The organism is Streptomyces sp. 4N124, assembly GCF_052245395.1.
Taxonomy (GTDB): Bacteria; Actinomycetota; Actinomycetes; order Streptomycetales; family Streptomycetaceae; genus Streptomyces.
On the sequence record NZ_JBQQBS010000091.1, the window covers coordinates 1 to 25,976 of the forward strand.

The following is a 25,976-nucleotide window of genomic DNA, read 5'->3' on the forward strand; positions in this document are numbered from 1 at the left end:
TTCGGTGGTCATAGCGTGAGGGAAACGCCCGGTTACATTCCGAACCCGGAAGCTAAGCCTTACAGCGCCGATGGTACTGCAGGGGGGACCCTGTGGGAGAGTAGGACACCGCCGAACAAAATTTGAAATTAGGGCCCACACCTTTTGGTGTGGGCCCTAATTGCGTTCTGGGCCGGCACAGGGTCCTGCCCGGGTCCTGTTCCCCGTGCTATAGGCGTCCAGCCGCCTTTAGCGCCAGATATGCATCGGCCAGTGTTGGAGCCAGCTCATCAGGTGTCGCGTCCACGACCGTGACTCCATGACGTCGGAGTTGTTCCGCTGTGCGATGGCGTTCGCTTTGGGCCTGGGCGGCGGCTGCAGATTCGTAAATGGCTTCTGTGTTGCCGCGTGCCGTGGCCATGTGGGCGATGTACGGGTCTGCGACAGATGCCAAAAGAACCGTGTGGCGCTGGGTGAGGCGGGCGAGGACGGGCAGCAGGCCCTCTTCGATGGGGGCCGTGTCCAGGGTTGTCAGGAGCACGATCAGTGAGCGGCGGGGGGCCGTCCTGAGCGCAGTGGCCGTAAGACCTCGGGAATCGGTCTCGACGAGCTCGGGTTCGAGTGTTGCCATCGCGTTGACCAGGGACGGGAGGACATCTCCTGCTGCGCGGCCCTGGACCAGGGCGCGTACCCGGCGGTCGTATGCGAGCAGGTCGACGCGGTCGCCGGCGCGGGATGCCAAGGCGGCGAGGAGCAGGGCGGCGTCCATTGAGGCGTCCAGGCGTGGGGCGTCGCCGACGCGGCCGGCCGAGGTGCGGCCGGTGTCGAGGACCAGGAGGATGTGCCGGTCGCGTTCGGGGCGCCAGGTGCGTACGGCGACCGTGGTCTGGCGAGCTGTGGCGCGCCAGTCGATGGAACGGGTGTCGTCGCCGGGGACGTACTCGCGCAGGCTGTCGAATTCTGTGCCTTCTCCGCGGGTGAGCACGCTGGTGCGGCCGTCGAGTTCGCGCAGGCGGGCGAGCTTCGACGGGAGGTGCTTGCGGCTGGTGAAGGGAGGGAGGACGCGGACCGTCCAGGGGACTTTGTGGGTGCCCTGGCGGGCGAAGAGGCCGAGAGGGCCGTACGAGCGGACCGTGACGCGGTCTGCCTGGCGGTCGCCGCGGCGGGTGGGGCGTAGGAGGGTCTTGATGCGGCGGCGTTCGCCGGCGGGGACTGTGAGGCGATGGCGGGAGGCGGCGATTTCCGTGCCGGGTTGCCAGCTGCTGGGGGGCCAGGCGTCGCGGATGCGGGCTCGGAGCAGGCGGCGTGACGGGTTGGTGATCGTGAGGGTGACGTCGGCCTGCTCGCCCAGGCGTGCGGAGGTGTCACCGGAGCGGGTCAGGCGCAGGTGTCGTACCGGCGCCGCCAGGGCGAAATCGCACGCGCAGGCCAGCGCCAGGGGGGCGTTCACGGCGAGGAGGCCTGTGAGGCCGGGTTCCCAGATGCCTACGGGGAGGGAGCCGAGGGCTGCGAGGAGTGCTGTGCGTCCGGTGAGAGCCATCAGCGGGGGACCGGGACGTGGGCGAGGATCGCGTTGATGACGGAGTCGGCCGTCACGCCCTCCATTTCGGCCTCCGGGCGGAGTTGCACGCGGTGGCGGAGGGTGGGGAGGGCAAGGGCCTTGACGTCGTCGGGGATGACGTAGTCGCGGCCGGTCAGCCAGGCCCACGCGCGCGAGGTGGCCAGGAGGGCGGTGGCGCCGCGTGGGGAGACGCCGAGGGTGAGTGACGGGGATTCGCGGGTCGCGCGGCAGATGTCCACGACGTAGCCGGTGATTTCGGGGGAGACGGCGGTCTTGGCGACTGCGGCGCGCGCGGCTTCGAGAGCCGAGGGGCCGGCGACGGGACGCAGGCCGGCGGCGCGCAGGTCGCGCGGGTTGAAGCCCTCGGCGTGGCGGGTGAGGACGGCGATCTCGTCCTGGCGGGAGGGGAGGGGAATCGTGAGTTTGAGGAGGAAACGGTCCAGCTGGGCCTCGGGGAGGGGGTAGGTGCCCTCGTACTCGACAGGGTTCTGCGTCGCCGCGACCAGGAAGGGCTCGGGGAGCAGTCGGGGGGTGCCGTCGACCGTGACCTGGCGTTCTTCCATGGCTTCCAGGAGCGACGACTGGGTCTTGGGGGGCGTTCGGTTGATCTCGTCCGCGAGGAGGAGGTTGGTGAAGACCGGGCCGGGCTGGAAGGAGAACTCCGCGGTGCGGGTGTCGTAGACGAGGGAGCCGGTCACATCGCTCGGCATCAGGTCCGGGGTGAACTGGACGCGCTTGGTGTCGAGTTCGAGTGCGGACGCGAGGGCGCGGACGAGCAACGTTTTGGCGACTCCGGGGACTCCTTCAAGGAGAACGTGTCCGCGGCAGAGGAGGGCGACGACGAGGCCGGTCACGGCGGGATCCTGGCCGACCACGGCCTTGGCGATCTCGGCGCGCAGGGCCTCCAGGGCGGCTCGGGCGTTGCCCGCGTCCTCGGTCGGCCCGGCGTTGTCAGTGGTCGGGTCCATCATGGACGGCGTACCTCTCTTTCGAGGGCGTCGAGTTGGTCGGCGAGGGCGATGAGGGCCGCGTCGTCGCTGGGCGGCGGGCCGAAGAGGAGGGTGTGCAGGGACTGTCCGTCGCCGTGGAGGTGGGTGGACAGCGCGGGGAGCAGGGTTTCGGGCGCGTGTGCCTGGGCGACGGGGACGCCTACGAGGAGGGCGAGGCGGGTGCGGGTGGTGGAGCGGAGAGCGGCGGCCGCGCGGTCGCGGGCGTTGGCCTTGCGGTAGAGGCGGGCGCGGCCTTCGACGGTTTCGGAGGCGCGGATCGCCACGGGGAGATTTTCGGGCACGAGTGGGCCGAGCCGCCGTGCCCGCCAGAGGGCAGCCAGGGCTGCCGCGATGAAGAGCTGAAGTGTGCCCCAGAGCCAGCCCGAGGGGAGCAGGTCGAAGAAGCCTCGCTCGCCCTCGGTGCCGGCGGCGGTGGAGTCGGAGAGCGAGGGGAGGTACCAGACCAGATGAGGGCGGGAGCCGAGGAGTTGGAGGGCGAGCGAGGCGTTGCCCTGCTCGTCGAGGCGGTCGTTGAAGAGGATGTCGGGCGCACCGATGACGACGGTGTCGCCGCCCTCGGATGTCGCCGGGACGCGCACGAGGGTGGCCAGGCGCTCGCTGGGGTAGCACTCGTCGGCGTCGACCTGGAGGGCCGTGTAGCGGATGCCGCCGGTGTCGGCGCTGCCTGCTCGGCGGGCCGCCGGCAGATTGCAGTCGGGGGACAGCGTCGAGTCGAGGCTGGTGGCAGGGTCAGCGATGACGCCGGGGGCGAGCCGTTCGACGGACCAGCTGCCGGGCGCGACGAGGATGCTGCGTCCGCCGGAGGCGTCGGTCGCGGCGTGCAGCTGTGTCTGTTGACGTGCTGTCAGCAGGTCGGGGTCGGCCACGAGGAGTGTGGTGTCCGGGCCGGCAGCGGTGCGGGCCTCGTCCAGGGTGGTGACCACGCGTGTGGTCACGCCGCGGTCGGCGAGCAGTTCGGCGACGGCGCGGCTGCCGTAGGGGTCGGCGGAGCGTGGGTCGAGTCGGCCGTGCCGGGCGTCGGACTGGATCACGGCGATCGCGATGGCTCCCGCCAGGAGCAGCACGAGGGCGAGCAGGACGCCTCGCGTGCGGGTCCACACCTGGCGGGTGGTGGGAGAGGCCGAGGTGGACGGGAGCGTGGCCTCAGTGGTCATTCGGCGGCTCCCTGGCGGGCGTTCTGGGCCGCGCTGTGGGCGCTGCTGGTGAGCACCGGTTTGGTGCGCTCCAAGGCGCGGTCGAGTTCGGCGATGCGGTGGTACGACTGCTCGGTTGCCGCGCGTCCCCCGTATGTCACGTCGTCGAAGTCCCGGGCGGCCGCGCTCAGCCGGTCCGCAGCGGAGGGCAGGGCACGGCCCGCTTCCGCGGCGGCCTCGTCGGCGGTACGGCCGGGGCGGGCGTCGAGGAGGGCGCGTTCCTCCAGGGAGCGGACGATGGCCCGCATGCGTTCTTGGACGGCCTGGTTCCAGTGGCCCTGGGCGGCCTGTGCCTCGGCGGCGGCGCGATGCTCGGCGGCGCTGCGGGGGCGGTCGTCGAACAGGGCGGTGGAGGAGACCGGTGCTCGACGCGGCGTGCCCAGGCGCCACCACAGGGCACCCAGGGCTGCGAGGACGACCAGGATGACGACGACCAGGCCGAGCGTCCCTCCAGGAGTGGCGGCCGAGGCGGTGCCGAACAGCTCGCCGACCCAGTCCCAGAATGCGTTCAGCCCACGCTGGAACAGGCTGGGGTCGTTCTCGTGGTACATGCCTTTGGACAGCTCGCGCCGAGCCGCCTCCCGCCCCGGGTCGCGCGGGATGGTCAGCGGCGGCTCGTCGTCGGAGCGCGACAGCGCCGAGGCGTCACCGGCGCGCAGCAGCGCCCATACGGCCGTGTCGGCGACGCGCGCCGGCACGGCCGTGAGGACTCCCCCCGCCAGGCTCACCGCATCAGCTCCCCGGGGTGGGGCCGGGGGCGCCTGTTCCGTAGTCCTGCACGCCGGCCGCGCGGGCCAGCTCGAGGTCGAGGGCCTCGCGGCGGATGCGCTGGTCGATGTAGAGAAGCACGGTGACGCCGGCTGTGATCGGGAAAGTGATCATGGAGCCGATCACCGCCCCGATCCCGCTGACGATGAGGAATGTCCAGCCGAGGTCGCTGCCGCCGGTGTCGAGGAAGTTGCTGATGCCGCCTCCGCTGACCGCCGCACCCAGGAAGGTGAAGGGGATGACGACGATCGACGCGACGATGTTCGCGATGATCGTGGCGAGCAGCTGGATGCCGAAGACCCGCCACCAGGAGCCGCGGACCAGTTTCACGGAGCGGCTCATCGACTTCACGATGCTCTGCTTCTCCAGCATCAGCGCCGGCGAGGCGAGGGAGAAGCGGATCATCAGCCACAGGGCGACCACGCCCGCGGCGAGGCTGCCCAGGATGGCGAGGGCGGCACCGGCGTCACCGGCACCCGCTACGGCCACGATGATGCCGGGCGTCGCGCCGCCGAGGATCACGCCGAAGGCGATGAGCAGCAGCAGGAAGATCAGGCCGAACAGCTTCGCAATTTGCGGACGGGCGTCGCGCCAGGCCTCGCCGGTGGTCACGGACTTGCCGAGCACCGCCCGGCTGGTGACGGTCGTGAGCAGGGCGGTCGCGGCGATGGTGCCGATCAGGGAGATCAGGAAGACGACGCTCGTGCTGAGCATGGTGTCGCCCAGGGCGCGGGTCAGTTCGTCGAGGCTGGCACTCGGATCGTTGAGGGCCTCGGTGCTGGCTCGGTCGTTCAGGACGAAGCCCTGGAGCAGGATGACGATGATCTCCGTGAGGACGGCGACAGTCAGCGCGATGCCCAGAACCGTGCGCCAGTACGTGCGCATGGTGGAGACAGCGCCGTCGAGGATCTCGCCCACGCCGAGCGGGCGGAGCGGGATCACACCGGGCTTGGCCGCGGGCGGGGGACCACCCCAGCCGCCGCCCCAGCCGCTGTATCCGCCGGGAGCGCCAGGGCCTCCGTAGCCTCCGTAGCCGCCGCCAGGGCCGGAGGGAGGTCGGGTGCCCCAGCCCGGGCCGGGCGGAGGCGGTGGCGGGGCCTGGCCGGGCGGCGGTCCGGTGGGTGCCGACCACTGGGCAGGTGGCGGCTGCTCCTTGGACCACTTCGAGCCGGGGCCGGTCGCATCCGGGCCCGGCTGGTCCGCGGGCTGCTCGGGGCCCGGCCGGTCGGCGGGCTCGGCAGGGCCGGATGCACCGGGCTGCTGTCCGTCGGACGGGGCAGATCCGGGCGAGGCCCAGCCCGGAGTGTCGTTCATCGTCGCTCCTTCACGGTGCCCATTCCGCGGTCGCGGCGGCAGGTTGGCAGCCATCGTGCCATGGGGTGGTCGACGAGTGACCGGCCGCGGTCTGGGGTGGACACCTTCAATTGTCCGCCGGGTAAGGGGCAGACTGACCGCATGGCTGATCAGTACGCGCAATCCGGCGAGGACAACCAGTCGACCGAGATACCGGCGATCCGCTGGGAAGAGCCACCCGAAGGCCCGGTGGTGGTCCTTCTCGACCAGACGAGGCTGCCGGTCGAGGAGGTCGAGCTGGTGTGTACGGACGCACCCGCGCTGGTGGAGGCGATCCGTTCACTCGCCGTGCGCGGGGCGCCGCTGCTGGGTATCGCGGGGGCGTACGGGGTCGCGCTCGCCGCCGCGCGCGGTTTCGACGTGGCCGACGCCGCGAGTGCGCTGGCCAGCGCCCGGCCCACCGCGGTGAACCTCGCCGTGGGGGTGCGCCGGGCCGAGGCCGCGTACCGGGCGGAGCTCGGCAGGAGTGGTGATCCGGAGCAGTCCGCCCGGGCGGCGCTGGCCGCGGCGCGTGCGCTGCACCAGGAGGATGCCGAGGCCAGTGCGCGGATGGCCGAGAAGGGGCTGGCGCTGCTGGACGAGCTGCTGCCCGGCGGTGGGCACAGGATCCTCACACACTGCAACACCGGGCGGCTGGTGTCGGGTGGTGAGGGGACGGCGTTCGCGGTGGCGCTCGCCGCGCATCGGGTGGGCCGGCTGCGGCGGCTGTGGGTGGACGAGACGCGCCCGCTGCTGCAGGGCGCTCGGCTGACGGCGTACGAGGCGGCGCGCAGCGGCATGGCGTACACCTTGCTCACCGACAACGCGGCGGGATCGCTGTTCGCGGCCGGGGAGGTGGACGCGGTGCTGATCGGGGCGGACCGTATCGCGGCCGACGGTTCGGTGGCGAACAAGGTGGGGAGCTATCCGCTCGCGGTGCTCGCGCGCTACCACCACGTGCCGTTCATCGTGGTGGCGCCGGTGACGACGGTGGATCCGGACACGCCGGACGGAGCGTCCATCGAGGTCGAGCAGCGGGCCGGCCATGAGGTGACCGAGGTGACGGCGCCCCAGGTGCCGGTGGCCGGAGCGGAGGCGGGAGGCGGGATTCCGGTGGCGCCGCTGGGGACACAGGCGTACAACCCGGCGTTCGATGTGACCCCGCCCGAGCTGGTGACGGCGATCGTCACTGAGGAGGGCGCCGTTTCACCTGTGACGGCTGAGGCTCTGGCAGAGCTGTGTGCTAGATCTCGTGAGGTCACGCTCAGTTGATGGGATGTTCTGCGACCCTGTGAGGAAGGGCGGTGTGGATCCCGTTCACGTCCGTGTCTTGAAGAGGGGGCCGCTGGCCCAGAGCAGACAGTGACGGTTGGATACGACTATCGTCACGGGCCAGTGACGTGCCTCACCAGTACCTTCGCCAATGTTACGAGAATGGGATGCTCCCGCTCTGATCAACGGAAACGGCCCCTCTACCTGCGGCGATGCGCGAGGAGAGGGGCCGTGACATCCAACGGCTACATCAAGCGGCGGTTTCCAGGCCCGATGAAGCCTCCAATTCCCGAATCCGAGCCGGCTGCCGCAGCAACCGATCAAGCTGCCCCACTGCCTCGATCACGTCCGGGTCCAGAGCCTCAGCGTAGATGTCCAGGGTCGTCGCGATCCGGCTGTGCCGCAGGATCGCCTTGACGATCCTCGGGTGCACGCGGAGATGGACCAGGAGCGTGCCGCAAGACTTGCGCAGCCCCTTGGGGTTCATCTTGCCGAGCCCTTCCGCCTTGATGATCCGTTGCAGGACCAGGAAGAGGTGAGGCGGAGTGAGCGGCCGACCCGTCCGGGTGACAAAGACGTGCCCCTCAGCATCCTCGAACCAGGAACGCCCCTTGCCGATCGCACGCTCACGCAGCATGGCGGTTCGCATCCGCGTCCAGCGCAGCGGAGCAATGCACTGCGCCGGCAGCGGCAACGGCGCCTTGGAGGTCTCGGTCTTGAGTTCCGCGTCGTCGATCGTCCCCGCACTACTGCGCTGCCGTTGCTGTTCCACCCATACGATCCGGTTCTCAAGATCGATGTTCTCCCAACGCAGCCCGCACACCTCAGCCCGGCGCAGACCCAGGAGGCAGAGCAGGAGGAAGGCCGGGTAGTACGGGGTGAGGCGTCGAGCCGCAGCCAGGAAGCGGAGCACGGTCACGGCGTCCCAGCTTTTGCCGCTGTCTGTGGTCGCGCGGACGTGAACGAGCTTGGCCACGTTCCGGGTCAGTCCGATGTCTTCGACCATCGCAGCCGCGAGCGCCGCTGAGAGGACCCGCAGGGCCCGCTTGGCGGTCTTGGTCCCGTGGTCCTGCGCGAGCGCCTGCATGGCCCCTCGCAGCTCCTTGACGCCGAGCTTCAACATGACCTTGGAGCCCAGGCGCGGGCGCAGATGGTGACGCACCGCCGTTTCGTACGCCCGGTAGCTGTTCACAGCGAGATTGGGCTTCACGACGACCTCAAGCCAGTAGTCGAACCACTGACCAAGCGTCATGTCCCTTGTGGGAGTCGGGATGCCGCCATTGCTACGGTCAATCAGTTCACGGCGCTTCCGGTCGCACTCCTCAAAGGTCTTGCCGTACACGTACTTCCGCTTCGTGGTGCCGTCCGGCTGAGGGACGTACACGGCCCCTTGGTAGCGACCATCGGCACGCTTCGTGACCGTGCCCGAGCCATTGGGATTCCGTTTGCGCGGAGGCATCAGGCAGCCTCCTCAAGCCGTGCGCGGATGTACTCCTGAAGCGCGCTCTCAGGAATCCGACGGCAACGTCCCTCAGTGAACGACGCGAGCCGCTTTGAACGGATCAAGTCATAGACCTTGGAGCGTCCGAGCTTCAGTCGCCTCATGACCTCAGGCACGGTCAGCAGTTCCGGTGTGGCGGTGGTCATACGGCACCGCCTTCCAGGTCGAGCAGGGCGGGTAGTTCGTCGCGTGCGATCTCGCGGCTCTGCTCGATGTCGCGACGGATGTTGGCCGCAAGCCAGGACTCGCCGGGGGTGTGGCCGTGGCCGGCGTAGGACCAGTGGGCGAGGGTGAGGGTGGTTGCCTCCGTGTCGTCGGGGTCGGGCAGGCCGAGCGCGGCGCGTTGTTGGGCGGCGCGGTAGTCGGCGCGGACCTGGCGCAGGGCGCCGAGGGTGGTCGAGTAGCGGCGGGACTTGGTCGAGAAGTGGCCCCGGAAGCCGAGCATGTGGGCCCAGTCCCGCAGCTTGCGGTCCGGGTAGAGGGCGTGCAGGTCGAGGCAGGCGGAGATGAGCCGGGCGGGGTGGTCGGGCACGTCGAGCAGGACAAGGGCCTCTTTGTTGCCGATCCGGCGATCAACCGTGCCGGTCGTCTCAGCCGCTTTGGTGGCGTACTTGGCGACGTAGGACGCCACAGCCTGTTCGGTGATCTTCTTGCCCTCACCGAAAGCTCTGATCGGCTGGACGTCGAGTTTCTTGCCCCAGCGCAGCGTGCGAGCTGGTTGCGTGATTGCCGGTTGCTTCGGGTCCGGCTGATACCGGGCCGGGGGCACGTCGACTGCAACGCGTTTGCGGGCGGCGCGGATCGCACCGGTGAGCAGTTCGAGTGTGGCCCAGGCCGGGGGCGGACTGTCGGGCCCGTCCGGTCCGTCGAAGCGGATCACGGCATGGAAGTGCACGGCGCCGCGCTTCTGGTACTCCGCGACCTTGCCGAAGGAGACCCGCGACTGTTCGCGGGCGGCCTTCTGGGTGAGTCCAGCCCGCTTGGCGATCTCGCGGTGCAGGTAGATCGTGAAGTAGCGCCACAGGTCGGAGGCGTGGTTGTTCCACAGCACCGCGCCGGCGTAGTCGTAGGAGTCGGGATCGAGCGGGGTGCCGAGTTCGGGCGCGTCCTCCCGGTGGCGGGTGCCGCAGCGGCAGCGGCCGGTGTCGGGACGGTTGTGGACACGGCCGAACGAGGGCGCGGTGAGGGTGGCGAAGACGCGGGGGTGATCCCGGATGGTGTGCGGGGTGCCCTTGTCCGGGTCTCCGACGAGACCGGCGCGGATCAGGTGGTAGGTGTCGCCGGCGTAGGTCCAGGCGCAGGCTGGGCAGCGGGAGGCACGGCGGTTGCCGCACGCGATGCGGAGCATGCCGCCCGGCTCGTGCTCGGTCGTGTAGGCGTGCAGAACGGTCTTGGTCGCGGGGTGGATGGTCTTCGTTCCGCCGGTGAGGCGGATCGGGTCGGAGCAGCCGCCCGTGCGCTTGATCTGCTCCTGCCAGCGGTCGAAGTCGGCCGAGCCGGCCACCCTCAGCACGTCGCCGAGAGTGGCCGCATCCAGGCCCGCCAGGGTGGCGGTGTCGGTCACGCGATCACCTGCCCTGCCGGTTGTGGGCGCTGCCGTGGTTGGCGTCCCAGCCGGCGACCATGGCGCGGACCTGGTCATCACCGGTGGCGGTGGCACTCGCGCCGCAGTGGCACACCGCTGAACCGGTCGCGGGAGCGGACGGAGACGGCTTGCTCACGTGCAGGCCGGGGCGGTCCGGCGTCGGGGTCAGATCAGCCACGGCTGGTCACCTCCGGGATGTCGGCGGCCATGGCGTCCAGGGCGCCGGCGGCTTCGGTCGCGGCGGCGGCAAGGCTGCGCAGGGCCTCGGAGGTGCCGAGGGAAGCGATCAGGGTGACTGCGACGAAGTCACCCTCAACGCGGAGGCTGACGAAGGAGTTGACGCGGTCCACGAACGGCGTGACACGGAAACGGGTGTCCGGCTCGATGTGGGCCGAGATGCCGAGGCTCCTCATGCCGTCACCTCCCGGCCCGGAGGAGGGCGGCGGGCAGGGCGCGGCCGGTGCCCTGGCAGGTGTTGCAGACGACGCGGAGCAGGACGCGTGAGCCGTCGCGGTGGCGTCCGCCGGTGGTGATCACGGCGACGCAGAAGCCGGCGCAGTGGTGGCAGACCGGACGGTTCGGGGTGTGGACAGGCATGATGAGTGGAGCCCTTTCGGATCAGTGGTCTGGAATGGGTCGAGCCGTCCGGGGCGGCGGATACTTGGCGGTAGAGGCCGCCCCGGAGGGCGCTACTTGAAGCGGCGCGACTTGGACCGGACAGGCCGGGGGTGTGCCGGGCGCTTGCGGGGTGTGCGGGGTAATTCGCGGCGCTTGGACGAGCGGTTGAGCGTGTAGCTGAGCCCGCAGGTCGCGGACAGGACCGCGATGGCCGCGCCGGCGATGACCTGGACGACGAACGCGATCACCAGCAGCACCACCACGGCGGACGTGGCGATGACCAAGGTCAAGACGATCGGGCCCTTGTACGAGCGCGGGGCTTCCTGGACGATCACGACCTTGCGCAGGTCGGCGCCGGGCGGGATCTGCCGGTAGAGATCGGCGGGGATGTGACCGGCGCGGAGCTGGTCCTCCGGGAGCTGCATGGGGATCGGTCTCCTTGTCCGGTCAGGGGTTGCAGCGGTGGGTACGGGCCGCGAGTTCGGCGGCCGAGCGGTCACCGTGCTCGGTCGAGAAGCCGCAGCCGGGGGCGGTGCAGGCGGCCGTGTGCTTGGTCTGGCCACGGCCGTTGTTGAACGTGCCGACCTTCACGGGCCCGATGCGGATCACGTTGTAGAAGCGGTTCGGGCGCACGGGGTGAACCTCCTTGTCTGTCAGGCGAGTTGGGCGACGATCGCGCCGGCGAGGTCTTCCGGGATGCCGAGCCGGGCGCGCAGGGTGGCGGTGTCGATCTCGGAGCCGGTGCGCGTGCGGTGCTCGGTGGCGACCTTCCGCGCGTGGTCGATCAGCGCCGGCGGCACCGCCGGAACGGCAGCCTCAGGAAGAGCCGGCGCCGGTTCGGACTGCGTGACCTTCGGTGCCGGGGCGGGAGCCGCAGGGCGGTCGACCACCGGCGCGGGCCGGGGCTCGGGTGCCGGGGCCGGCTCAGGGGTGGTGGATTGGTGGGCGAGCAGGGTGCCGCCGAGGAAGGCCAGCGCGGGCCAGCCGGCGACGAGGATGCGCAGCCAGGCCGGGACGTGGTCGAGGTCGAGGAGTCCGGCGGTGGCGACGTTCGCGCCGAGCGAGGCGAACAAGGCGATCACGAACCAGGACCAGGCCAGCCGGGATCGGCCGTCGGTGCGAAGTCGGCGCCATGCGGCGACGAGCAGCAGGTCGACCGAGATGGGATAGGCCCAGGCCTTCCAGCCGTCTTGTCCGGCCGCTGCGGCGAGGTCATGCAGGTGTGCGAAGGACAAGGCCCCGGCGATCACGGCCTGCACGAGTACGGCGTCCGGGCGAACGCTGCGGCGGCCCATCATCGCCACTCCACATCGGTGATGATGTTCTCGGCCGACGGGTAGATCCCCGCGATGGCGTTGCCGAGGTACTCCTTCACGTCCGCGCGAACCTCGGGCGGATCAATGCCGTACTCCAGCGCCCACGCATCCGCGTCTACGTTGACCGTGATGGTGATGCGTACCTTCATGGCTTGACTCCTTCGAGCCGGGCCAGGGCGGGGATCGTGTCCGGCCGCCCGGCCCCGGCGAGTTCAGTCGTCGGCGGGGATCTCGCCGGCGCCCAGGCAGCCCAGGCAGATACCGGCCTGTTCGCCGGCGTACCGGCGCTTGCGGCCCACGCGAACGGCGCGGGAGACCTCACCGGTGCCCTTGCAGGCCGGGCACTGCTTGGTCTGCGGCTTTACGGTCTTGCGTGCCATGAGCGATCTCCGTTCGGTTTTCGGCATGGCTCGGGTAGGGACCTGGCGCGAGGCGGTCACGCCGACCGGGAAAGCGGGGGATTACTCGCCGGCGGACTGCCGCACGAGCGGCGGCACAGTCGGCATCGGCGGCACCGTGATCTGACCGACCGGACGGAACGGGGCCAGGAATGGCAGATCCGGGGTGAGGTGGGCGAACTCCCGGCATGTCGCGGCAGCTTCGTCCGGGGTGGTCTCGGGGGTACGGATGCGGGACCAGCCACCGGACGTGTCACCGGCCACCGCCACGCCGGGTCGGTCCGGCGCGATCGCAGTCACGGCGAACACCGCGTCGGGGGCGATGTCACCGAGGCCCATTTCGGCGGTTTGCTTGTCGTTGACGCGGTGCACCACACGGCCGGTGAGCTGAGCCCGCAGAGCGGTCGCGCCCCTGCCGAGGTCGGAGCCGAAGCGCTGCCCGCACACCTCCAGATAGATCCCGATCGCACGCGCCATCTGCCCGAGCCGCACCAGTTGCATGACCGTGCGATCACGGGCCGGCTCATCCTTCTTCGAGGTCACGAAGAACAGCTCTGCGATCTCGTCAATCAGGACGATCAACGGCACCGGCCGAACCTGATCAGGCAGCTCCCACAGGTCCGAGACGCCATACAGGGCGAGCAGATCGAAACGCTCCTCCATCTCAGCGATCAGCGCATCGATCAGCCGTCCGGCATCCTCCGGGCTGGTGACCAGAGCCGACAGACGCGGGGCATAACGGCCCTGCTCGACACCGCGCTTGCAGTCGATCCCGATCAACCCGACCGGCAACTGCGCCAATCCCTTGATCAGGTTGCGCTGATACATCGACTTGCCCGACCCGTTCGCGCCCAGGGTCAGCGCCATCGGCACCTTGCGGTAGTCCCGCTCGAACACCGTGCCGTCCTCCCGCAGCGCGACCGGAACGACCAGGTCACGGGGCCGTGCCGTGCGCGGCATCTTCACCCGAGCCAGCACGTCGTAGCCGGTCATCCGCAGCTCGACATAGCCGGGCTTGGTCTCCGCCACGGCCACCGAGCGGACTCCCCAGGCGTGGCGGAGCCGTTCGGAGGACGCGGCGATGTCGGCCGGCTCCAGGCCGGCGGGCAGGCGAAGGGTCACCCGCAGGCCGGTCGAGGTCGAGCGGACCCGGCGCACCTTCGGCGGCATCGGCCGAACCTCACTGCGGGCCAGGTTGCGCTTGACGAAGGCGCGGAAGCCGGACGGCTGGACCGTCAGCCCGCACACCTCCATCGTGTTGCGGTAGGTCCAGGTGAACCGGCCCCAGGTGAGCGGCAGCCCGACCAGCGACCAGTACACGCGCGGGGCACGGTACTTGGCGTAGCCGAGCCCACCGGCGCCGGCCGCGAGGCCCCCGACCTCAACCCAGGTGACCAGGTCGCTCATGGTCAGGCCCCCAGCGGGGTGATCGCTACCGCGCTGAACGAGATACCCGAGCGCTTCTCACCCTTGATCACGTTCTCCCAGTCACGCGCCTTCAGGCCGATGACCTGCACCGGCATACCCGGGACCAGACCCTCCGGGTAGCCGTTCTCCGGGATCACGACCTTGAGGAGGTTGCCCTCCCCCTCATCCGAGACCACAAGGCCCACGGTCGACAGGAACTTGCCCTCCTGATTCGTCGCCCGCTCACCGGTCGCGAAGTTCTTCACCTTCGGTTCGGGCGCAGTCGCCACGAACACCACAGCGGTTGAAACGTCGATCTTGAACGACGGCATAACTGCCTCTTTCCACATCGGGAGGCGTACTAGTTCGCACGCCTTCTTCGCGTACTAGCTTACGTCGATGATGCGCGTACTAGTACACGCCTGTCAAGCCCGTGCGGCAGACCGATATCCAGCGGGACCTCAAGGGGGTTCGCGGCTTACCATTGAGATGCGTGCTAGGGCGCGAAGGCTTCGGGCGCTAGTACGCCGACAGGGAAGGCGCGAGGCGCCGTGGAGGAGAGACATGACACCGAAGGTGCAACGAGCTGCACCACCGTTTGTGCAGATCGCGGACCACTTCCGCGCGAAGATCAAAGACGGAGAGCTGCCCCAAGGATCCAAGCTGCCCTCGATCGCGGACATCGCTCGGGAGTGGGGAGTCGCCACAGCCACAGCCGCAAAGGCGATCAAGCAGCTTCAGGACGAGGGCTACGTGCGATCGTCGTCCCAGGGAACGTTCGCCGACCTCGGCAGGAAACTGACGAGTGGTCCGGACCGCCTTCAGATGCTGCGAGCAACCGGTACCGGCTTCCGCGAAGGGGAAACCGTCGAGATCCTGAGCGCGGAGCTGGTTCCCGCACCGGCGCATGTAGCCGAAGGGCTGAGGATCAGCGAGGGTGACCAGGTGGTTGAGCGCCGACGCGTCTACCGCGACAACGACGGAGTGGTGGCCGTGTCCACGTCGTACCTAGCCGGCGACCTAGCCGAAGCCGCCCCGGAATTGCTGGAGGTCGGCCCCCTCCCCAAGATGACCTTTGGCTTGATCGAAGAGCGGACAGGCCGTCGCGCAGTTCGACGACGCGACGTAGTCGCCATGGCGCCGGTCCCCGGAGGCATTGCCGAGGTGCTCGGAGCCGAAGTCGGTGCTCAGGCTCTGACCATGACCAACCAGTACACAGACCAGAACGGCGAGCCGACCGAGTACGCCCAAGACTTCCTTGGAGCCGGGCGCGAACTCTCCGCCGAGTACAACATTGATTGACCGGTCAGGCGGCGCAGCACCTGTTACAGGTTTCTCTACCTCATCAAGCCCCGCCGTTCCGGCGGGGGAGGTGGACAATCCCGTCCGTGCACTGCCCGCAGGGTCCGACACAGCTCCCAGTCGTCGCGCACTTGGAATAACAGGAGTCGACAGCACCCCTAAGGTTCCTCAGCTTCCCCATGTTTCATAGCCCCTCAGGGCTGAGCCTCCCTCCCCTTGGCCACCGGTCCTCCGGCGGCACGGATCCAGGATGGGGGCTCTTGGCCTTCGTCCATCCGGTTGCTGTGTCCCCATTCGGCTTTCCGGCCGCCACTGCGTTGATCACACACCACCGGCCCGCACTGCGGGCCGGCGCGCGGCTCGGGGCTCGGGGCTGCGCTCATGCCTTCGGCCCGCGCCGCCCCGGCCCCGGCCCCGCGCCACCATCGTTGCCCCGGGGTGATCACGCTTTTCGCTCTGGCCCACCAAGGGCCGACGCACCGGACCGAGCCTGATCCCCAACCATGGCCCACAGCCACGAGGCCCGACCTGGGGAAGATGGCACTGCCCGACAGGTCCGATCGCACGGTGCGCCACAGACCAACAGACGCTTTGATCCAAAAGCAGGTGCGCGACGGCTGGGAGCTGTGCCGGACCCTGCGGGCAGTGGAGCGCTGAGGTGATGAGAAGTAGGCACGGCCAGAGGGGAGATCTGCGGTCAGAACAGCCTCCGGCGGGGGCGCTCAGGCTCCGAGATGGCGGGGGCGCCGTTCGCGAGTGGCGGCCGAGTAGTGGCGTGCGTGAAGAGCTCCCATCCCGTCCGCCATCGACCCAGGCAGAGCCGAGCAGACGCGGCCCATGGCGTCCAGGTCGTTCGTACAGTGGCGCGCTCCACCTGGACGCCATGAACCACGCCCGCTCCACGGTGTGTGGGTCGACGGCAGACGGGATGGGAACTGGGGGAAGTGGTGGGCCGGGGAAGGATCACGCCTGTGCCGCATGAATCGCGTCCTGTACTTGCTGGATCGCCTGATCAAGGCTCTGATCTAGACGGTTTGCAACTTCTCTCTGCCCCGCCACCCTGCTCATGCGCTGGCCTTCATCCATGTAAGGCGCTGCCACCAGCGAAGAAGCATGACTGTAACGAGCCAAGACGACGCCAATGACACCTGCGACGATAGAGGTTCCCAGGGCGGGTTCAGCCTCGGCCAGCCTGCGGATCGAATCCTTGGCGGGGGTGGAATCCCACCAAGCGCTGTCGCGATACGTCGTGCGAACCTCCCGGATTTCAGCCTTCACGACCAAGAGGTCGCTCAACACCGATGGAGGCGGAGCATGCCGAAGGGCTTCCCGGCGACGCGCATCCCGGCGTATCTGCTGACGCTGCTGGTAGGCAGCCCACAAGCCAGCCGGCCCGCCTAGCGCCCCAACCACACCGCCGACAGCACCAACCCATGTCGCCAAATCGGCCATGCTGCCCCCCAATAGTCGATCTACGTAGCCTGCCATGCGGTGCTCCCCAGTCACCATGCCTTGAGAGTGGCCGGGCAAAAGTGCACCGACGCCTGGGCTGACGGGACTGAGTGAGCTGACATCAGTGCTGACATCAACGTCCGCAGACGAGGGCAGACAGTGACGGTCCAGTACGACTAAGGTCACAGGTCAGTGACCTGCCTCACCACCGCCTTCGCCACTGTTATGAGAATGGGATGATGTCGTTTATGAAGGGACGAGTCCTTGTCGTCGACGACGACACCGCACTGGCCGAGATGCTCGGCATTGTGCTGCGTGGTGAAGGTTTTGAGCCGTCTTTTGTGGCCGACGGCGACAAGGCGCTGGCTGCTTTCCGTGAGACCAAGCCCGACCTGGTGCTGCTCGACCTGATGCTGCCCGGTCGGGACGGCATCGAGGTGTGCCGCCTGATCAGGGCGGAGTCGGGTGTGCCGATCGTGATGCTGACGGCGAAGAGCGACACCGTTGATGTCGTCGTGGGCCTGGAGTCGGGCGCGGACGACTACATCGTGAAGCCGTTCAAGCCGAAGGAGCTGGTGGCCCGGATCCGGGCGCGGCTGCGGAGGTCCGAGGAGCCGGCGCCCGAGCAGCTTGCCATCGGTGACCTGGTCATCGATGTGGCCGGTCACTCCGTGAAGCGGGACGGGCAGTCGATCGCGTTGACGCCGCTGGAGTTCGATCTGCTGGTGGCGCTGGCCCGTAAGCCGTGGCAGGTGTTCACTCGCGAGGTTCTGCTCGAGCAGGTGTGGGGCTACCGGCACGCGGCCGACACGCGCCTTGTCAACGTGCATGTGCAGCGGCTGCGGTCCAAGGTCGAGAAGGACCCGGAGCGGCCGGAGATCGTGGTGACTGTCCGTGGTGTCGGTTACAAGGCCGGGCCGAGCTGACATGTCCGGGGACAGTGCCGCTTCGGCGCCCGGCAAGCCCGGGGCCCGCGCGGGGCGGCCTGTCGGCCGGAAGGCTGCGGGCTCCCGCTGGGGACGTTTCCTGGAGGGTGGGCTGCTGCAGGGTGGAGTCCAGGGCAGCCCGGTGCTGCGCTTGTTCATGCGCTGGGTGCGTCGGCCGCTGCTGCCCGTCATGCGGCTGTGGCGGCGCAATATCCAGCTCAAGGTCGTCGTCACGACGCTGCTGATGTCGCTGGGCGTGGTCCTGCTGCTCGGCTTCGTCGTCATCGGGCAGGTGCGCAACGGCCTGCTGGACGCCAAGGTGAAGGCCTCGCAGAGCCAGGCCACCGGTGGTTTCGCGGTGGCCAAGCAGAACGCCGACGAGACGGCGAGTGGGACCGTCGACGACGCCACCACGGCGGACGGCCGTCCCGCGCAGAACGTCATCGAATGGATGAGCGATCTGGTCTCCTCGCTGTCCAGCGGTGGCCAGGGCGCCTTCGACGTCGTCACGCTCCCCGTGGGCGACGACACCGGCGGTGGGCGCGGACCGCGCGCCTCGGGTTACGTCGACCCGTTCGCCAGCGTGCCCGAGGACCTGCGTGAACGCGTCGACACCAGCCCCGCGGCGGCCCAGAGCTACACCCGCATCATCTACAACACCGACAAGGAGGCCCAGCCGGCCCTGGTCATCGGCAAGCAGGTCAACGACCCGAACGGCGACCCGTACCAGCTGTACTACCTCTTCCCGCTCACCCAGGAGGAGAAGTCGCTGAGCCTGGTCAAGGGGACGCTGGCGACGGCCGGGCTGTTCGTGGTCGTTCTCCTCGGGGCGATTGCCTGGCTGGTGGTACGCCAGGTCGTCACCCCCGTTCGGATGGCCGCGGGCATCGCCGAGCGGCTGTCCGCGGGGCGCCTGCAGGAACGTATGAAGGTCACCGGCGAGGACGACATCGCGCGGCTCGGCGAGGCCTTCAACAAGATGGCGCAGAACCTGCAGCTGAAGATCCAGCAGCTGGAGGACCTTTCGCGGATGCAGCGGCGGTTCGTGTCCGACGTCTCGCACGAGCTGCGGACGCCGCTGACGACCGTGCGGATGGCCGCCGACGTGATCCACGAGGCGCGGGAGGACTTCGATCCCGTGACCGCGCGGTCGGCGGAGTTGCTGGCCGACCAGTTGGACCGGTTCGAGTCGCTGCTCGCGGATCTGCTGGAGATCAGCCGCTTCGACGCGGGCGCGGCGGCGCTGGAGGCCGAGCCGATAGACCTCAGGGAGGTCGTACGGCGGGTCGTCAGCGGTGCCGAGCCGCTCGCCGAGCGCAAGGGCACGCACATACGGGTCGTCGGCGACCAGCAGCCCGTCGTCGCGGAGGCGGACGCGAGGCGGGTGGAGCGTGTGCTGCGCAACCTCGTCGTCAACGCCGTGGAGCACGGCGAGGGCAAGGACGTCGTCGTCAAGCTCGCCGCGGCGGGCGGGGCGGTCGCTGTCGCGGTGCGTGACTACGGAGTGGGGCTCAAGCCGGGCGAGGCGACTCGCGTCTTCAGCCGGTTCTGGCGGGCCGACCCGGCACGTGCGCGTACCACCGGTGGTACGGGGCTGGGACTGTCGATCGCCCTGGAGGATGCGCGGCTGCACGGTGGCTGGTTGCAGGCATGGGGTGAGCCGGGCGGCGGCTCGCAGTTCCGGCTGACGCTGCCGAGGACCGCGGACGAGCCGCTGCGGGGCTCCCCGATACCGCTGGAGCCGAAGGACTCGCGGCGCAATCGCGGACTTGACGACGCCGGACTGCCGCACGGCGGTGGCGAGAAGACCGCAACTGTGCCGGCGCAGCCGGCGGGCGAGCAGCGGCCGACGATGTCGATCGCACCGCGGCTGGCCGCCGTGGCGCCGACGGCGGACCCGACGGCGCTGCCCGGTAACGGCGCGCGCGTGGTGCCCCGGCCGACTTCAGGCACCCGACGACAGGGCGACACGTCGGCTGAGGACGGGCCGCGCGGCGTGTCCTCGGACCGTGCGGACGCCGGGTCGCAAGACGTGGAACAGCAAGGGGAGGCATTTCGTGGGCGCTGACCGCGAGGGGGGCGCGCGGCGCCGGCCGGTGCGCGCGGTGGCGTTCGCCGTCTGTGGCGGCGTACTGCTGGCCGGATGCGCCTCGATGCCCGACAGCGGGGATCTGCGCGGCGTCGAATCCACCCCGCGCCAGGACACACAGGTGCGGGTCTTCGCGATGCCGCCCTCCGAGGGTGCTCAGCCCCAGCAGATCGTGGACGGTTTCCTGGAGGCGCTGACCAGCGACGATCCGCACTATGAGACGGCGCGCAAGTACCTGACCGCACGGGCTGCGAAGAAGTGGCGGCCGGAGATGTCCACGACGGTGCTCGCGAGCGCACCCGACACCACGCCCGACCCGGGGCCCCGCGAGGACAGCGACTACTTCTCCTTCACGCTCGCCGGTACCAAGGTCGCCGCGGTGGACAGGCAGCAGGCGTATGCGCCCGCCCGCGGGAACTACAGCCAGACGGTCTACCTCGTGCGGGAGGAGAAGACCAAGCAGTGGCGCATCGACGGCCTGCCGCCGGGCGTCGTCATGGGCAGGTCGGACTTCCAGCGCAACTACACGTCCGTCGACAAGTACTTCTTCGCCTCGAACACCGCGGCCGGGACGGTAGTGCAGCAGCCTGCGGCCGTCGCCGATCCTGTCTACGTACGACGGCATGTCGACCCGATGACGCAGATGGTGCGCTCCCTGCTCAACGGGCCGACCACGTGGCTCAAGTCGGTTGTCAGGTCGAGCTTCCCGTCGGGTACGGCGCTGAAGGGCGTCATGTCGTTGACGCCGGACGACCAGAACAAGCTGACCGTGCCGTTGAACGAGAAGGCCGCGCGGGTCGGGCTGAGCAAGTGCAATGAGATGGCGGCCCAGATCCTCTTCACCCTGCAGAACCTCACCCCCGCCGTCGACGAGGTCGAGCTGAAGTCGGGCGACGCCCAACTGTGCACGCTCACCGAGGACAGCGCCGATGCGGTCGCCGCGCGCGGTGAGGTGAAGCGCGCCGAGTACCTGTACTTCGTCGACGGCAAGAAGCGGCTCGTGCGGATGGCGGCCGAGAGCAGCGACAAGCAATCCGAAGCGGTGCCGGGCGCCCTGGGCGACGGTGGCGTCGAGCTGCGGTCGGCGGCGGTTTCTCGCGACGAGAACAGGGCTGCTGCCGTCAGCGCCGACGGCAAGTCGTTGTACGTCGGCTCGATGGTGTCGAGCGGTTCCCTCGGGGAGGCCGTGCTGCGCAGCGCGGGCGACTCGGTGGAGGACCGGTTGACGACGCCCAGCTGGGACAGCCAGGGCGATCTGTGGGTGGCCGACCAGGACCCCGACCACTCCAGGCTGATGATGCTGGAGGACGGCGCGGGCGCGCCGATCGTGGTGAACACGCCGGAGCTGGACGGCCGTATCGAATCCGTCCGGGTGGCTTCCGACGGGGTGCGGATCGCGCTCGTGGTCGACAAGGGCGGCAAGCAGTCCCTGCTCATCGGGCGGATCGAGCGGAGCGGGAAGGTCGGCGAGAGCCAGGCCGTCTCGGTCTTCGGACTGCATTCCGCGGCGCCGGAGTTGGAAGAGGTCACCGCCATGTCCTGGGCCGGCGACAGCCGACTGGTGGTCGTCGGGCGCGAGGAGGGTGGCGTGCAGCAGATGCGGTACGCCGCCGTCGACGGCTCCACACCTGAAGGGCAGGCGCCCGCCGCTCTGACCGGCGTGAAGGAGATCGCCGCGTCCGAGGACGAGCGGCTGCCGCTCGTGGCGTACTCGGAGGACGGGATCGTGCGCCTGCCGATGGGCGCCCAGTGGCAGAAGGTGATCACGGAGGGCTCGGCGCCGGTTTATCCGGGATGAGGTTTCGGGGGCGGTGCGGTTCTCCCTCCGCGCGCTCTCCGATGCCGCGGGCGTGTGCTCCGGCGCTGCGCCCGGTGCCGTGATACGGCCGTCCAGTCCGCGTCCGGAGTTATCCACAGTGCGTTATCCACAGGGGTGGCCGCGTGGCGCGGGTGTTGGCACAGTGGTGGGCATGCGGGGGTGGTGGCAGGACCTCACCGACCTGGTGCTGCCGGCCCAGTGCGGAGGCTGCGGTCGGCCTCGTACGGTGCTCTGCCCGGAGTGCCGTACGGCGCTGAGCGGGGCCGTACCGCGCCGGGTGCGGCCGGTGCCGGAGCCGCCCGGGCTGCCGGCCGTGCACGCGGCCGCCCGGTACGCGGACGAGGTGCGTGCGGTGCTGCTCGCTCACAAGGAGCGGGGCGCGCTGGCGCTCGCGGCACCGCTGGGCATGGCCTTGGCAGGGGCTGTGCGGGCGGGCCTGACCAGCGACCAGGCGGCGGACAGCCGGCCTGTGCTGCTCGTTCCCGTGCCCTCCGCGCGAGGAGCGGTGCGGGCTCGGGGGCATGATCCGGCTCGGCGGATCGCACTCGCCGCCGCGGGGGAGTTGCGGCGGGGCGGAGTGCCGGCGCGGGTGGTCGCCGTGCTGCGGCAGCGAAGGGTCGTGGCCGACCAGGCGGGGCTCAACTCCCGGCAGCGGCTGGACAATCTCGCGGGCGCGCTGGCGGTGGCCTCCGGAGGCGCGGGCCTGCTCACCGCGGGCCCGGTCGTGCTCGTCGACGACCTGATGACGACGGGCGCCTCCCTGACGGAGGCGGCGCGAGCCGTGCGCGCGGCGACAGCGGCAGTGGCCGCCGGCGGAAGAGCGGACGGGACGGCTGGGTGCAGCGGGGCGGACGGGCCGGAAACGTACGCAAGAAGGGCTACGGCGGTGTATGCCGCGGCGCCTCGGGAAAGGACAGAGGAACGAAGGATTGGATCAATGGGCGAGGCAGTGGACAGAAGGCACGGAGTGCCGGGAATGGCGGGCCCGCGCCGGGCCGGTGCCAAGATCTGCGCTGCTGTGGTCGCGGCCTCACCGGATTCTTTCGAAATAAACCGGAACTGACTGCGAACATGCATCGTTGCAGGTTATGAGAGGAGCAATTCACCTGAGTGGAGGTACGCCGCGGTAGAGGGTGACGACATCCGTCCAGGCGAGATATGTTCGGTTGTGAGGGAAAGGCCCAGGCCATACCTCGCATATCCGAATGCCGTGCCGCGGGTTTTGCGCAATCACCCGGGCCGGCGGGGTGGAGATCTTGCCCGCGGGGGAGGAGGAGGTGGACGTCACCGAGTCCGAGGTTCCGGCCTCACCGGAGCCTGATGCAAAAGGGAGACGCTCCGCCACTGAAGCGGAGCGATCCGGGAACGGAGTTCTGCGTGGACATCGTCGTCAAGGGCCGCAAGACCGAGGTGCCCGAGCGGTTCCGCAAGCACGTGGCCGAGAAGCTGAAGCTGGAGAAGATCCAGAAGCTCGATGGCAAGGTGATCAGCCTCGACGTCGAGGTGTCCAAGGAGCCGAACCCGCGACAGGCCGACCGATCGGATCGAGTGGAGATCACGCTCCGCTCCCGCGGTCCGGTGATCCGGGCGGAGGCTGCGGCCAGCGATCCGTATGCGGCACTCGACCTGGCGGCGGAGAAGCTGGATGCCCGGCTGCGCAAGCAGCACGACAAGCGCCACACACGCCGGGGCGCGCGACGGCTCACGGCAGCCGAGGTCCCCGACCACGTTCCGGGTGCGGCGACGCTCAACGGGAACGGCCACACCGTCCACGACGAAGACTCGGACGGCGTGCTCGTCAAGAAGATCGGCTCGCTGGAAGTGAAGGGTGAAGGCCCCCTCGTGGTCCGCGAGAAGACCCACGTCGCCTCTCCGATGACCCTCGACCAGGCCCTCTACGAGATGGAACTGGTCGGGCACGACTTCTATCTGTTCGTCGACTCCGAGACAAAGGAGCCGAGCGTCGTCTACCGGCGGCACGCATACGACTACGGCGTCATCCACCTCAACACCGACCCGATGGTCGCCCAGGCGCAATCCCCCGCGGCAGGCGGCACGCTGGGTGGCTGACCCATCCGGCCGGCACACCTGACGGTGCCCCTGGAGCGCGTCTGCGCCCCCAGGGGCACCCGTGTGCGACCACTTCGCGCCCCGCTCTGTCACCTCAGTGTCGTCCGGGCATGGAATCATGGCCGGACCGGCCCAACCGGTGGGCCGTTGCCTTGGGTTGGCGATGGCACAGGACCAGCCACAGCCTTCAGGGGGAGGAACGATGGCGGACAGCTTCGGACCGATGCATGACGGAGACGCCGACGACGGCATGGGCCCGGACACGGGCTCACCACGTAAGGAGCCGATCCGCGTCCTGGTCGTGGACGACCACGCACTCTTCCGTCGTGGTCTGGAGATCGTGCTCGCGGCCGAGGAGGACATCCAGGTCGTCGGGGAGGCGGGCGACGGTGCGGAGGCCGTCGACAAGGCCGCCGATCTGCTGCCGGACATCGTCCTGATGGACGTACGGATGCCCAAGCGGGGCGGGATCGAGGCGTGCACCTCGATCAAGGAAGTGGCCCCCAGTGCCAAAATCATCATGCTGACCATCAGCGACGAGGAAGCCGATCTCTACGAGGCCATCAAGGCGGGCGCGACCGGTTATCTCCTCAAGGAGATCTCGACGGACGAGGTGGCCACCGCCATTCGCGCGGTGGCCGACGGGCAGTCGCAGATCAGCCCTTCCATGGCGTCGAAGCTGCTCACCGAGTTCAAGTCGATGATTCAGCGGACCGACGAGCGTCGGCTGGTGCCCGCGCCGCGGCTTACGGAACGCGAGCTGGAAGTGCTCAAGCTCGTCGCCACGGGGATGAACAACCGCGATATCGCCAAGGAGTTGTTCATCTCCGAGAACACCGTGAAGAACCATGTGCGCAACATCCTGGAGAAGCTGCAGCTGCACTCCAGGATGGAGGCGGTCGTGTATGCGATGCGGGAGAAGATCCTCGAGATCCGCTGACGATCACGCCAGTATGCGGGTGAGTTCCCTTGCGAGGGGCTCGCGCAGTTCCGGGGCGTCCACGCGCTCCACGCGTACGTCTGTGCAGTCCACCCAGCTCGCCGCCTCGGCCAGGGCCTGGGCGATTGCCGGGACTGCCTTCGGGCCGTCCAGGGTGACCTGCTTGGCCACCAGAGTGCGGCCATCTCGGGCCGGGTCGACGCGGCCGACGAGGCGGCCCCCTGCCAGCACCGGCATCGCGAAATAGCCGTACACGCGCTTCGGCTTGGGGACGTAGGCCTCCAGGCGGTGGGTGAAGCCGAAGATCCGCTCGGTGCGCGCCCGTTCCCAGATCAGTGAGTCGAAGGGGGACAGGAGCGTGGTGCGGTGGCGGCCGCGTGGAGGGGTCTCCAGGGCCGCCGGGTCGGCCCAGGCCGGTTTGCCCCAGCCCTCGACCGTGACCGGGACCAGGCCCGAGTCGGCGATCACCGCATCGACCTGCTCGCCCTTGAGGCGGTGGTAGTCGGCGATGTCCGCGCGGGTGCCGACGCCCAGGGACTGGCCGGCGAGGCGGACCAGTCTGCGGAGGCACTCGGTGTCGTCGAGTTCGTCGTGCAGCAGGGTGTCCGGGATCGCGCGTTCGGCCAGGTCGTAGACACGCTTCCAGCCGCGGCGTGCCACGCAGACCACCTCGCCGTGCATCAGGGCGCGCTCCACGGCGACCTTTGCGCCGGACCAGTCCCACCACTCGCTGGTTCGCTTCGCGCCGCCCAACTCCGTGGCGGTGAGGGGGCCTTCTGCTTGCAGCTGCTTGATCACCTGGTCGTAGGTGCCGTCCGGGAGTTGGTGGTTCCAGTGCGGGCGGTTGCGGTAGGCGCGGCGGCGGAAGGCGAAGTGGGGCCACTCCTCTATGGGGAGGATGCAGGCGGCGTGGGACCAGTATTCGAAGGCGTGCGGTTTTGCCGGAGGGGCGGCCTTGGGGCCGGGCGTCCAGTAGGCGCTCTCGATGGTCTTGCGGCTTACTGCGCCCAGGCGGGCGTACGGGATGAGTTCGTGGGAGCGGGCCAGGACCGAGATGGTGTCGAGTTGGACCGCGCCGAGGTGGCGGAGGAGGCCGCGGACGCCGGATCGGCGGTCGGGGGCGCCGATGAAGCCCTGGGCGCGGAGGGCGAGGCGGCGGGCGTCGTCTGCGGAGAGTTCCGTGCTCGGGCGCGGGAGGGTCGTCATGGTTCCGCACGATAGGGGGTGGGTCTGACAGTGGGGGGTGAGCTGCGGGTTTGCTGTGTGGGTGCCCGGCGTGGGGGTGGGCCTCGCGGTGTTTCGCCCCCGCCGCCCCTACCCGTCCCATCCCTGGGGGCTGCCGCCCCCAGACCCCCGCTTCGGCCTGAACGGCCTCGTCCTCAAACTCCCCCAGAGGGGGCACCCCCAACGGGCTGAAATGCGCGGACCGGCGCCGAGA

At 69.5% G+C, this 25,976-nt stretch carries 28 protein-coding genes and 1 rRNA gene; 9 read left to right on the top strand and 20 right to left on the bottom strand.

Annotated features, from left to right (window positions below; genetic code table 11):
• Positions 1-117, top strand: a 5S ribosomal RNA gene (gene rrf / locus ACTWQO_RS45475).
• A 91-nt stretch (positions 118-208) separates the two neighbouring features.
• On the opposite strand, the gene ACTWQO_RS45480 is transcribed toward rrf, so the two are convergent.
• The 5 genes from ACTWQO_RS45480 to ACTWQO_RS45500 are packed head-to-tail and all read right to left on the bottom strand — an operon-like array spanning position 209 to position 5,825.
• A complete protein-coding gene (locus ACTWQO_RS45480; protein ID WP_443243273.1) occupies positions 209-1,519 on the bottom strand; it encodes a DUF58 domain-containing protein in 1,311 nt (436 codons plus the stop codon).
• Positions 1,519-2,508, bottom strand: coding sequence for an AAA family ATPase (locus tag ACTWQO_RS45485; RefSeq protein ID WP_443243274.1), 990 nt, complete (start codon positions 2,506-2,508; stop codon positions 1,519-1,521). The genes ACTWQO_RS45480 and ACTWQO_RS45485 overlap by 1 nt, the downstream gene beginning before the upstream one ends.
• On the bottom strand, positions 2,508-3,704 hold the full coding sequence (locus tag ACTWQO_RS45490; RefSeq protein WP_443243275.1) for a DUF4350 domain-containing protein: 1,197 nt from the start codon (positions 3,702-3,704) through the stop codon (positions 2,508-2,510). The genes ACTWQO_RS45485 and ACTWQO_RS45490 overlap by 1 nt, the downstream gene beginning before the upstream one ends.
• Positions 3,701-4,471 (bottom strand): DUF4129 domain-containing protein, encoded by a 771-nt coding sequence (locus ACTWQO_RS45495; protein WP_443243276.1) that lies wholly within the window; start codon positions 4,469-4,471, stop codon positions 3,701-3,703. Before ACTWQO_RS45495 ends, ACTWQO_RS45490 begins: the two co-directional genes overlap by 4 nt.
• Positions 4,472-4,475: 4 nt before the next feature.
• Positions 4,476-5,825, bottom strand: coding sequence for a glycerophosphoryl diester phosphodiesterase membrane domain-containing protein (locus tag ACTWQO_RS45500; RefSeq protein ID WP_443243277.1), 1,350 nt, complete (start codon positions 5,823-5,825; stop codon positions 4,476-4,478).
• 141 nt (positions 5,826-5,966) lie between these two features.
• Between ACTWQO_RS45500 and mtnA the strand changes: the two genes are divergently transcribed.
• Positions 5,967-7,115: an S-methyl-5-thioribose-1-phosphate isomerase gene (gene mtnA / locus ACTWQO_RS45505; RefSeq protein ID WP_443243278.1), complete on the top strand. Its 1,149-nt coding sequence runs from the start codon at positions 5,967-5,969 to the stop codon at positions 7,113-7,115.
• Positions 7,116-7,365: 250 nt separating this feature from the next.
• Here mtnA and ACTWQO_RS45510 read toward each other — a convergent pair whose 3' ends face one another.
• The 13 genes from ACTWQO_RS45510 to ACTWQO_RS45570 all read right to left on the bottom strand — a co-directional run bounded on the left by ACTWQO_RS45510 (position 7,366) and on the right by ACTWQO_RS45570 (position 14,272).
• The gene (locus ACTWQO_RS45510) at positions 7,366-8,574 is read right to left on the bottom strand and encodes a tyrosine-type recombinase/integrase (protein ID WP_443243279.1); all 1,209 of its coding nucleotides are present in this window, start codon (positions 8,572-8,574) and stop codon (positions 7,366-7,368) included.
• Positions 8,574-8,762, bottom strand: coding sequence for a helix-turn-helix domain-containing protein (locus ACTWQO_RS45515; protein ID WP_443243280.1), 189 nt, complete (start codon positions 8,760-8,762; stop codon positions 8,574-8,576). Before ACTWQO_RS45515 ends, ACTWQO_RS45510 begins: the two co-directional genes overlap by 1 nt.
• Entirely contained in the window at positions 8,759-10,180 is a 1,422-nt protein-coding gene (repSA, locus tag ACTWQO_RS45520; protein ID WP_443243281.1) for a replication initiator protein RepSA, read from the bottom strand. Before repSA ends, ACTWQO_RS45515 begins: the two co-directional genes overlap by 4 nt.
• A 4-nt stretch (positions 10,181-10,184) precedes the next feature.
• Positions 10,185-10,379: a hypothetical protein gene (locus tag ACTWQO_RS45525; RefSeq protein WP_443243282.1), complete on the bottom strand. Its 195-nt coding sequence runs from the start codon at positions 10,377-10,379 to the stop codon at positions 10,185-10,187.
• Positions 10,372-10,614, bottom strand: a complete 243-nt coding sequence (locus ACTWQO_RS45530) for a hypothetical protein (RefSeq protein WP_443243283.1) — start codon at positions 10,612-10,614, stop codon at positions 10,372-10,374. The genes ACTWQO_RS45525 and ACTWQO_RS45530 overlap by 8 nt, the downstream gene beginning before the upstream one ends.
• A gap of 4 nt (positions 10,615-10,618) precedes the next feature.
• Entirely contained in the window at positions 10,619-10,798 is a 180-nt protein-coding gene (locus ACTWQO_RS45535; protein WP_443243284.1) for a hypothetical protein, read from the bottom strand.
• 92 nt (positions 10,799-10,890) lie between these two features.
• Positions 10,891-11,244: a hypothetical protein gene (locus tag ACTWQO_RS45540; RefSeq protein WP_443243285.1), complete on the bottom strand. Its 354-nt coding sequence runs from the start codon at positions 11,242-11,244 to the stop codon at positions 10,891-10,893.
• Positions 11,245-11,266: 22 nt separating this feature from the next.
• Positions 11,267-11,452, bottom strand: coding sequence for a mobile element transfer protein (locus tag ACTWQO_RS45545; RefSeq protein ID WP_443243286.1), 186 nt, complete (start codon positions 11,450-11,452; stop codon positions 11,267-11,269).
• A 20-nt stretch (positions 11,453-11,472) separates the two neighbouring features.
• Positions 11,473-12,114, bottom strand: a complete 642-nt coding sequence (locus ACTWQO_RS45550) for a DUF2637 domain-containing protein (protein ID WP_443243299.1) — start codon at positions 12,112-12,114, stop codon at positions 11,473-11,475.
• A complete protein-coding gene (locus ACTWQO_RS45555) occupies positions 12,114-12,284 on the bottom strand; it encodes a hypothetical protein (RefSeq protein ID WP_443243287.1) in 171 nt (56 codons plus the stop codon). The genes ACTWQO_RS45550 and ACTWQO_RS45555 overlap by 1 nt, the downstream gene beginning before the upstream one ends.
• A 63-nt stretch (positions 12,285-12,347) precedes the next feature.
• Positions 12,348-12,515, bottom strand: coding sequence for a hypothetical protein (locus ACTWQO_RS45560; RefSeq protein ID WP_443243288.1), 168 nt, complete (start codon positions 12,513-12,515; stop codon positions 12,348-12,350).
• An 81-nt stretch (positions 12,516-12,596) separates the two neighbouring features.
• Positions 12,597-13,940, bottom strand: a complete 1,344-nt coding sequence (locus ACTWQO_RS45565; protein WP_443243289.1) for an FtsK/SpoIIIE domain-containing protein — start codon at positions 13,938-13,940, stop codon at positions 12,597-12,599.
• Between the two features lie 2 nt (positions 13,941-13,942).
• Positions 13,943-14,272 carry an SCO3933 family regulatory protein gene (locus ACTWQO_RS45570; RefSeq protein ID WP_443243290.1) on the bottom strand — a complete coding sequence of 110 codons (330 nt, stop codon included), beginning with the start codon at positions 14,270-14,272 and terminating at the stop codon, positions 13,943-13,945.
• A gap of 232 nt (positions 14,273-14,504) precedes the next feature.
• Here ACTWQO_RS45570 and ACTWQO_RS45575 point away from each other — a divergent pair, with 232 nt between their 5' ends.
• Positions 14,505-15,242: a GntR family transcriptional regulator gene (locus ACTWQO_RS45575; protein WP_443243291.1), complete on the top strand. Its 738-nt coding sequence runs from the start codon at positions 14,505-14,507 to the stop codon at positions 15,240-15,242.
• Positions 15,243-16,205: 963 nt separating this feature from the next.
• Here the strand turns inward: ACTWQO_RS45575 and ACTWQO_RS45580 are convergent.
• On the bottom strand, positions 16,206-16,730 hold the full coding sequence (locus ACTWQO_RS45580; protein ID WP_443243292.1) for a hypothetical protein: 525 nt from the start codon (positions 16,728-16,730) through the stop codon (positions 16,206-16,208).
• A 200-nt stretch (positions 16,731-16,930) separates the two neighbouring features.
• Here ACTWQO_RS45580 and mtrA point away from each other — a divergent pair, with 200 nt between their 5' ends.
• The 6 genes from mtrA to ACTWQO_RS45610 all read left to right on the top strand — a co-directional run bounded on the left by mtrA (position 16,931) and on the right by ACTWQO_RS45610 (position 24,538).
• A complete protein-coding gene (gene mtrA, locus ACTWQO_RS45585; RefSeq protein ID WP_015659998.1) occupies positions 16,931-17,620 on the top strand; it encodes a two-component system response regulator MtrA in 690 nt (229 codons plus the stop codon).
• 1 nt (position 17,621) lies between these two features.
• Positions 17,622-19,688 carry an MtrAB system histidine kinase MtrB gene (gene mtrB / locus ACTWQO_RS45590; protein ID WP_443243293.1) on the top strand — a complete coding sequence of 689 codons (2,067 nt, stop codon included), beginning with the start codon at positions 17,622-17,624 and terminating at the stop codon, positions 19,686-19,688.
• Entirely contained in the window at positions 19,678-21,507 is a 1,830-nt protein-coding gene (locus ACTWQO_RS45595; protein WP_443243294.1) for an LpqB family beta-propeller domain-containing protein, read from the top strand. The genes mtrB and ACTWQO_RS45595 overlap by 11 nt, the downstream gene beginning before the upstream one ends.
• A gap of 172 nt (positions 21,508-21,679) precedes the next feature.
• Positions 21,680-22,591 carry a ComF family protein gene (locus ACTWQO_RS45600; protein ID WP_443243295.1) on the top strand — a complete coding sequence of 304 codons (912 nt, stop codon included), beginning with the start codon at positions 21,680-21,682 and terminating at the stop codon, positions 22,589-22,591.
• A 314-nt stretch (positions 22,592-22,905) separates the two neighbouring features.
• Positions 22,906-23,598 (top strand): ribosome hibernation-promoting factor, HPF/YfiA family, encoded by a 693-nt coding sequence (hpf, locus tag ACTWQO_RS45605; RefSeq protein ID WP_443243296.1) that lies wholly within the window; start codon positions 22,906-22,908, stop codon positions 23,596-23,598.
• A gap of 202 nt (positions 23,599-23,800) precedes the next feature.
• The gene (locus ACTWQO_RS45610; protein ID WP_443243297.1) at positions 23,801-24,538 is read left to right on the top strand and encodes a response regulator; all 738 of its coding nucleotides are present in this window, start codon (positions 23,801-23,803) and stop codon (positions 24,536-24,538) included.
• 3 nt (positions 24,539-24,541) lie between these two features.
• Here ACTWQO_RS45610 and ACTWQO_RS45615 read toward each other — a convergent pair whose 3' ends face one another.
• Positions 24,542-25,744, bottom strand: a complete 1,203-nt coding sequence (locus ACTWQO_RS45615) for a winged helix-turn-helix domain-containing protein (protein ID WP_443243298.1) — start codon at positions 25,742-25,744, stop codon at positions 24,542-24,544.
• Positions 25,745-25,976: the final 232 nt, after the last annotated feature.

What these genes read in the sequence shown, in the direction of transcription:
- ACTWQO_RS45490 (WP_443243275.1), bottom strand. Translation starts at nt 3,704, where the DNA reads ATGACCACTGAGGCCACGCTCCCGTCCACCTCGGCCTCTCCCACCACC.
- ACTWQO_RS45515 (WP_443243280.1), bottom strand. Translation starts at nt 8,762, where the DNA reads ATGACCACCGCCACACCGGAACTGCTGACCGTGCCTGAGGTCATGAGG.
- ACTWQO_RS45555 (WP_443243287.1), bottom strand. Translation starts at nt 12,284, where the DNA reads ATGAAGGTACGCATCACCATCACGGTCAACGTAGACGCGGATGCGTGG.
- ACTWQO_RS45610 (WP_443243297.1), top strand. Translation starts at nt 23,801, where the DNA reads ATGGCGGACAGCTTCGGACCGATGCATGACGGAGACGCCGACGACGGC.
- ACTWQO_RS45580 (WP_443243292.1), bottom strand. Translation starts at nt 16,730, where the DNA reads ATGGCAGGCTACGTAGATCGACTATTGGGGGGCAGCATGGCCGATTTG.
- mtnA (WP_443243278.1), top strand. Translation starts at nt 5,967, where the DNA reads ATGGCTGATCAGTACGCGCAATCCGGCGAGGACAACCAGTCGACCGAG.
- ACTWQO_RS45565 (WP_443243289.1), bottom strand. Translation starts at nt 13,940, where the DNA reads ATGAGCGACCTGGTCACCTGGGTTGAGGTCGGGGGCCTCGCGGCCGGC.
- ACTWQO_RS45575 (WP_443243291.1), top strand. Translation starts at nt 14,505, where the DNA reads ATGACACCGAAGGTGCAACGAGCTGCACCACCGTTTGTGCAGATCGCG.
- mtrA (WP_015659998.1), top strand. Translation starts at nt 16,931, where the DNA reads ATGATGTCGTTTATGAAGGGACGAGTCCTTGTCGTCGACGACGACACC.
- ACTWQO_RS45560 (WP_443243288.1), bottom strand. Translation starts at nt 12,515, where the DNA reads ATGGCACGCAAGACCGTAAAGCCGCAGACCAAGCAGTGCCCGGCCTGC.
- ACTWQO_RS45510 (WP_443243279.1), bottom strand. Translation starts at nt 8,574, where the DNA reads ATGCCTCCGCGCAAACGGAATCCCAATGGCTCGGGCACGGTCACGAAG.
- ACTWQO_RS45535 (WP_443243284.1), bottom strand. Translation starts at nt 10,798, where the DNA reads ATGCCTGTCCACACCCCGAACCGTCCGGTCTGCCACCACTGCGCCGGC.
- ACTWQO_RS45570 (WP_443243290.1), bottom strand. Translation starts at nt 14,272, where the DNA reads ATGCCGTCGTTCAAGATCGACGTTTCAACCGCTGTGGTGTTCGTGGCG.
- ACTWQO_RS45485 (WP_443243274.1), bottom strand. Translation starts at nt 2,508, where the DNA reads ATGGACCCGACCACTGACAACGCCGGGCCGACCGAGGACGCGGGCAAC.
- ACTWQO_RS45600 (WP_443243295.1), top strand. Translation starts at nt 21,680, where the DNA reads ATGCGGGGGTGGTGGCAGGACCTCACCGACCTGGTGCTGCCGGCCCAG.
- ACTWQO_RS45480 (WP_443243273.1), bottom strand. Translation starts at nt 1,519, where the DNA reads ATGGCTCTCACCGGACGCACAGCACTCCTCGCAGCCCTCGGCTCCCTC.
- ACTWQO_RS45540 (WP_443243285.1), bottom strand. Translation starts at nt 11,244, where the DNA reads ATGCAGCTCCCGGAGGACCAGCTCCGCGCCGGTCACATCCCCGCCGAT.
- ACTWQO_RS45615 (WP_443243298.1), bottom strand. Translation starts at nt 25,744, where the DNA reads ATGACGACCCTCCCGCGCCCGAGCACGGAACTCTCCGCAGACGACGCC.
- ACTWQO_RS45500 (WP_443243277.1), bottom strand. Translation starts at nt 5,825, where the DNA reads ATGAACGACACTCCGGGCTGGGCCTCGCCCGGATCTGCCCCGTCCGAC.
- mtrB (WP_443243293.1), top strand. Translation starts at nt 17,622, where the DNA reads ATGTCCGGGGACAGTGCCGCTTCGGCGCCCGGCAAGCCCGGGGCCCGC.
- ACTWQO_RS45530 (WP_443243283.1), bottom strand. Translation starts at nt 10,614, where the DNA reads ATGAGGAGCCTCGGCATCTCGGCCCACATCGAGCCGGACACCCGTTTC.
- ACTWQO_RS45550 (WP_443243299.1), bottom strand. Translation starts at nt 12,114, where the DNA reads ATGGGCCGCCGCAGCGTTCGCCCGGACGCCGTACTCGTGCAGGCCGTG.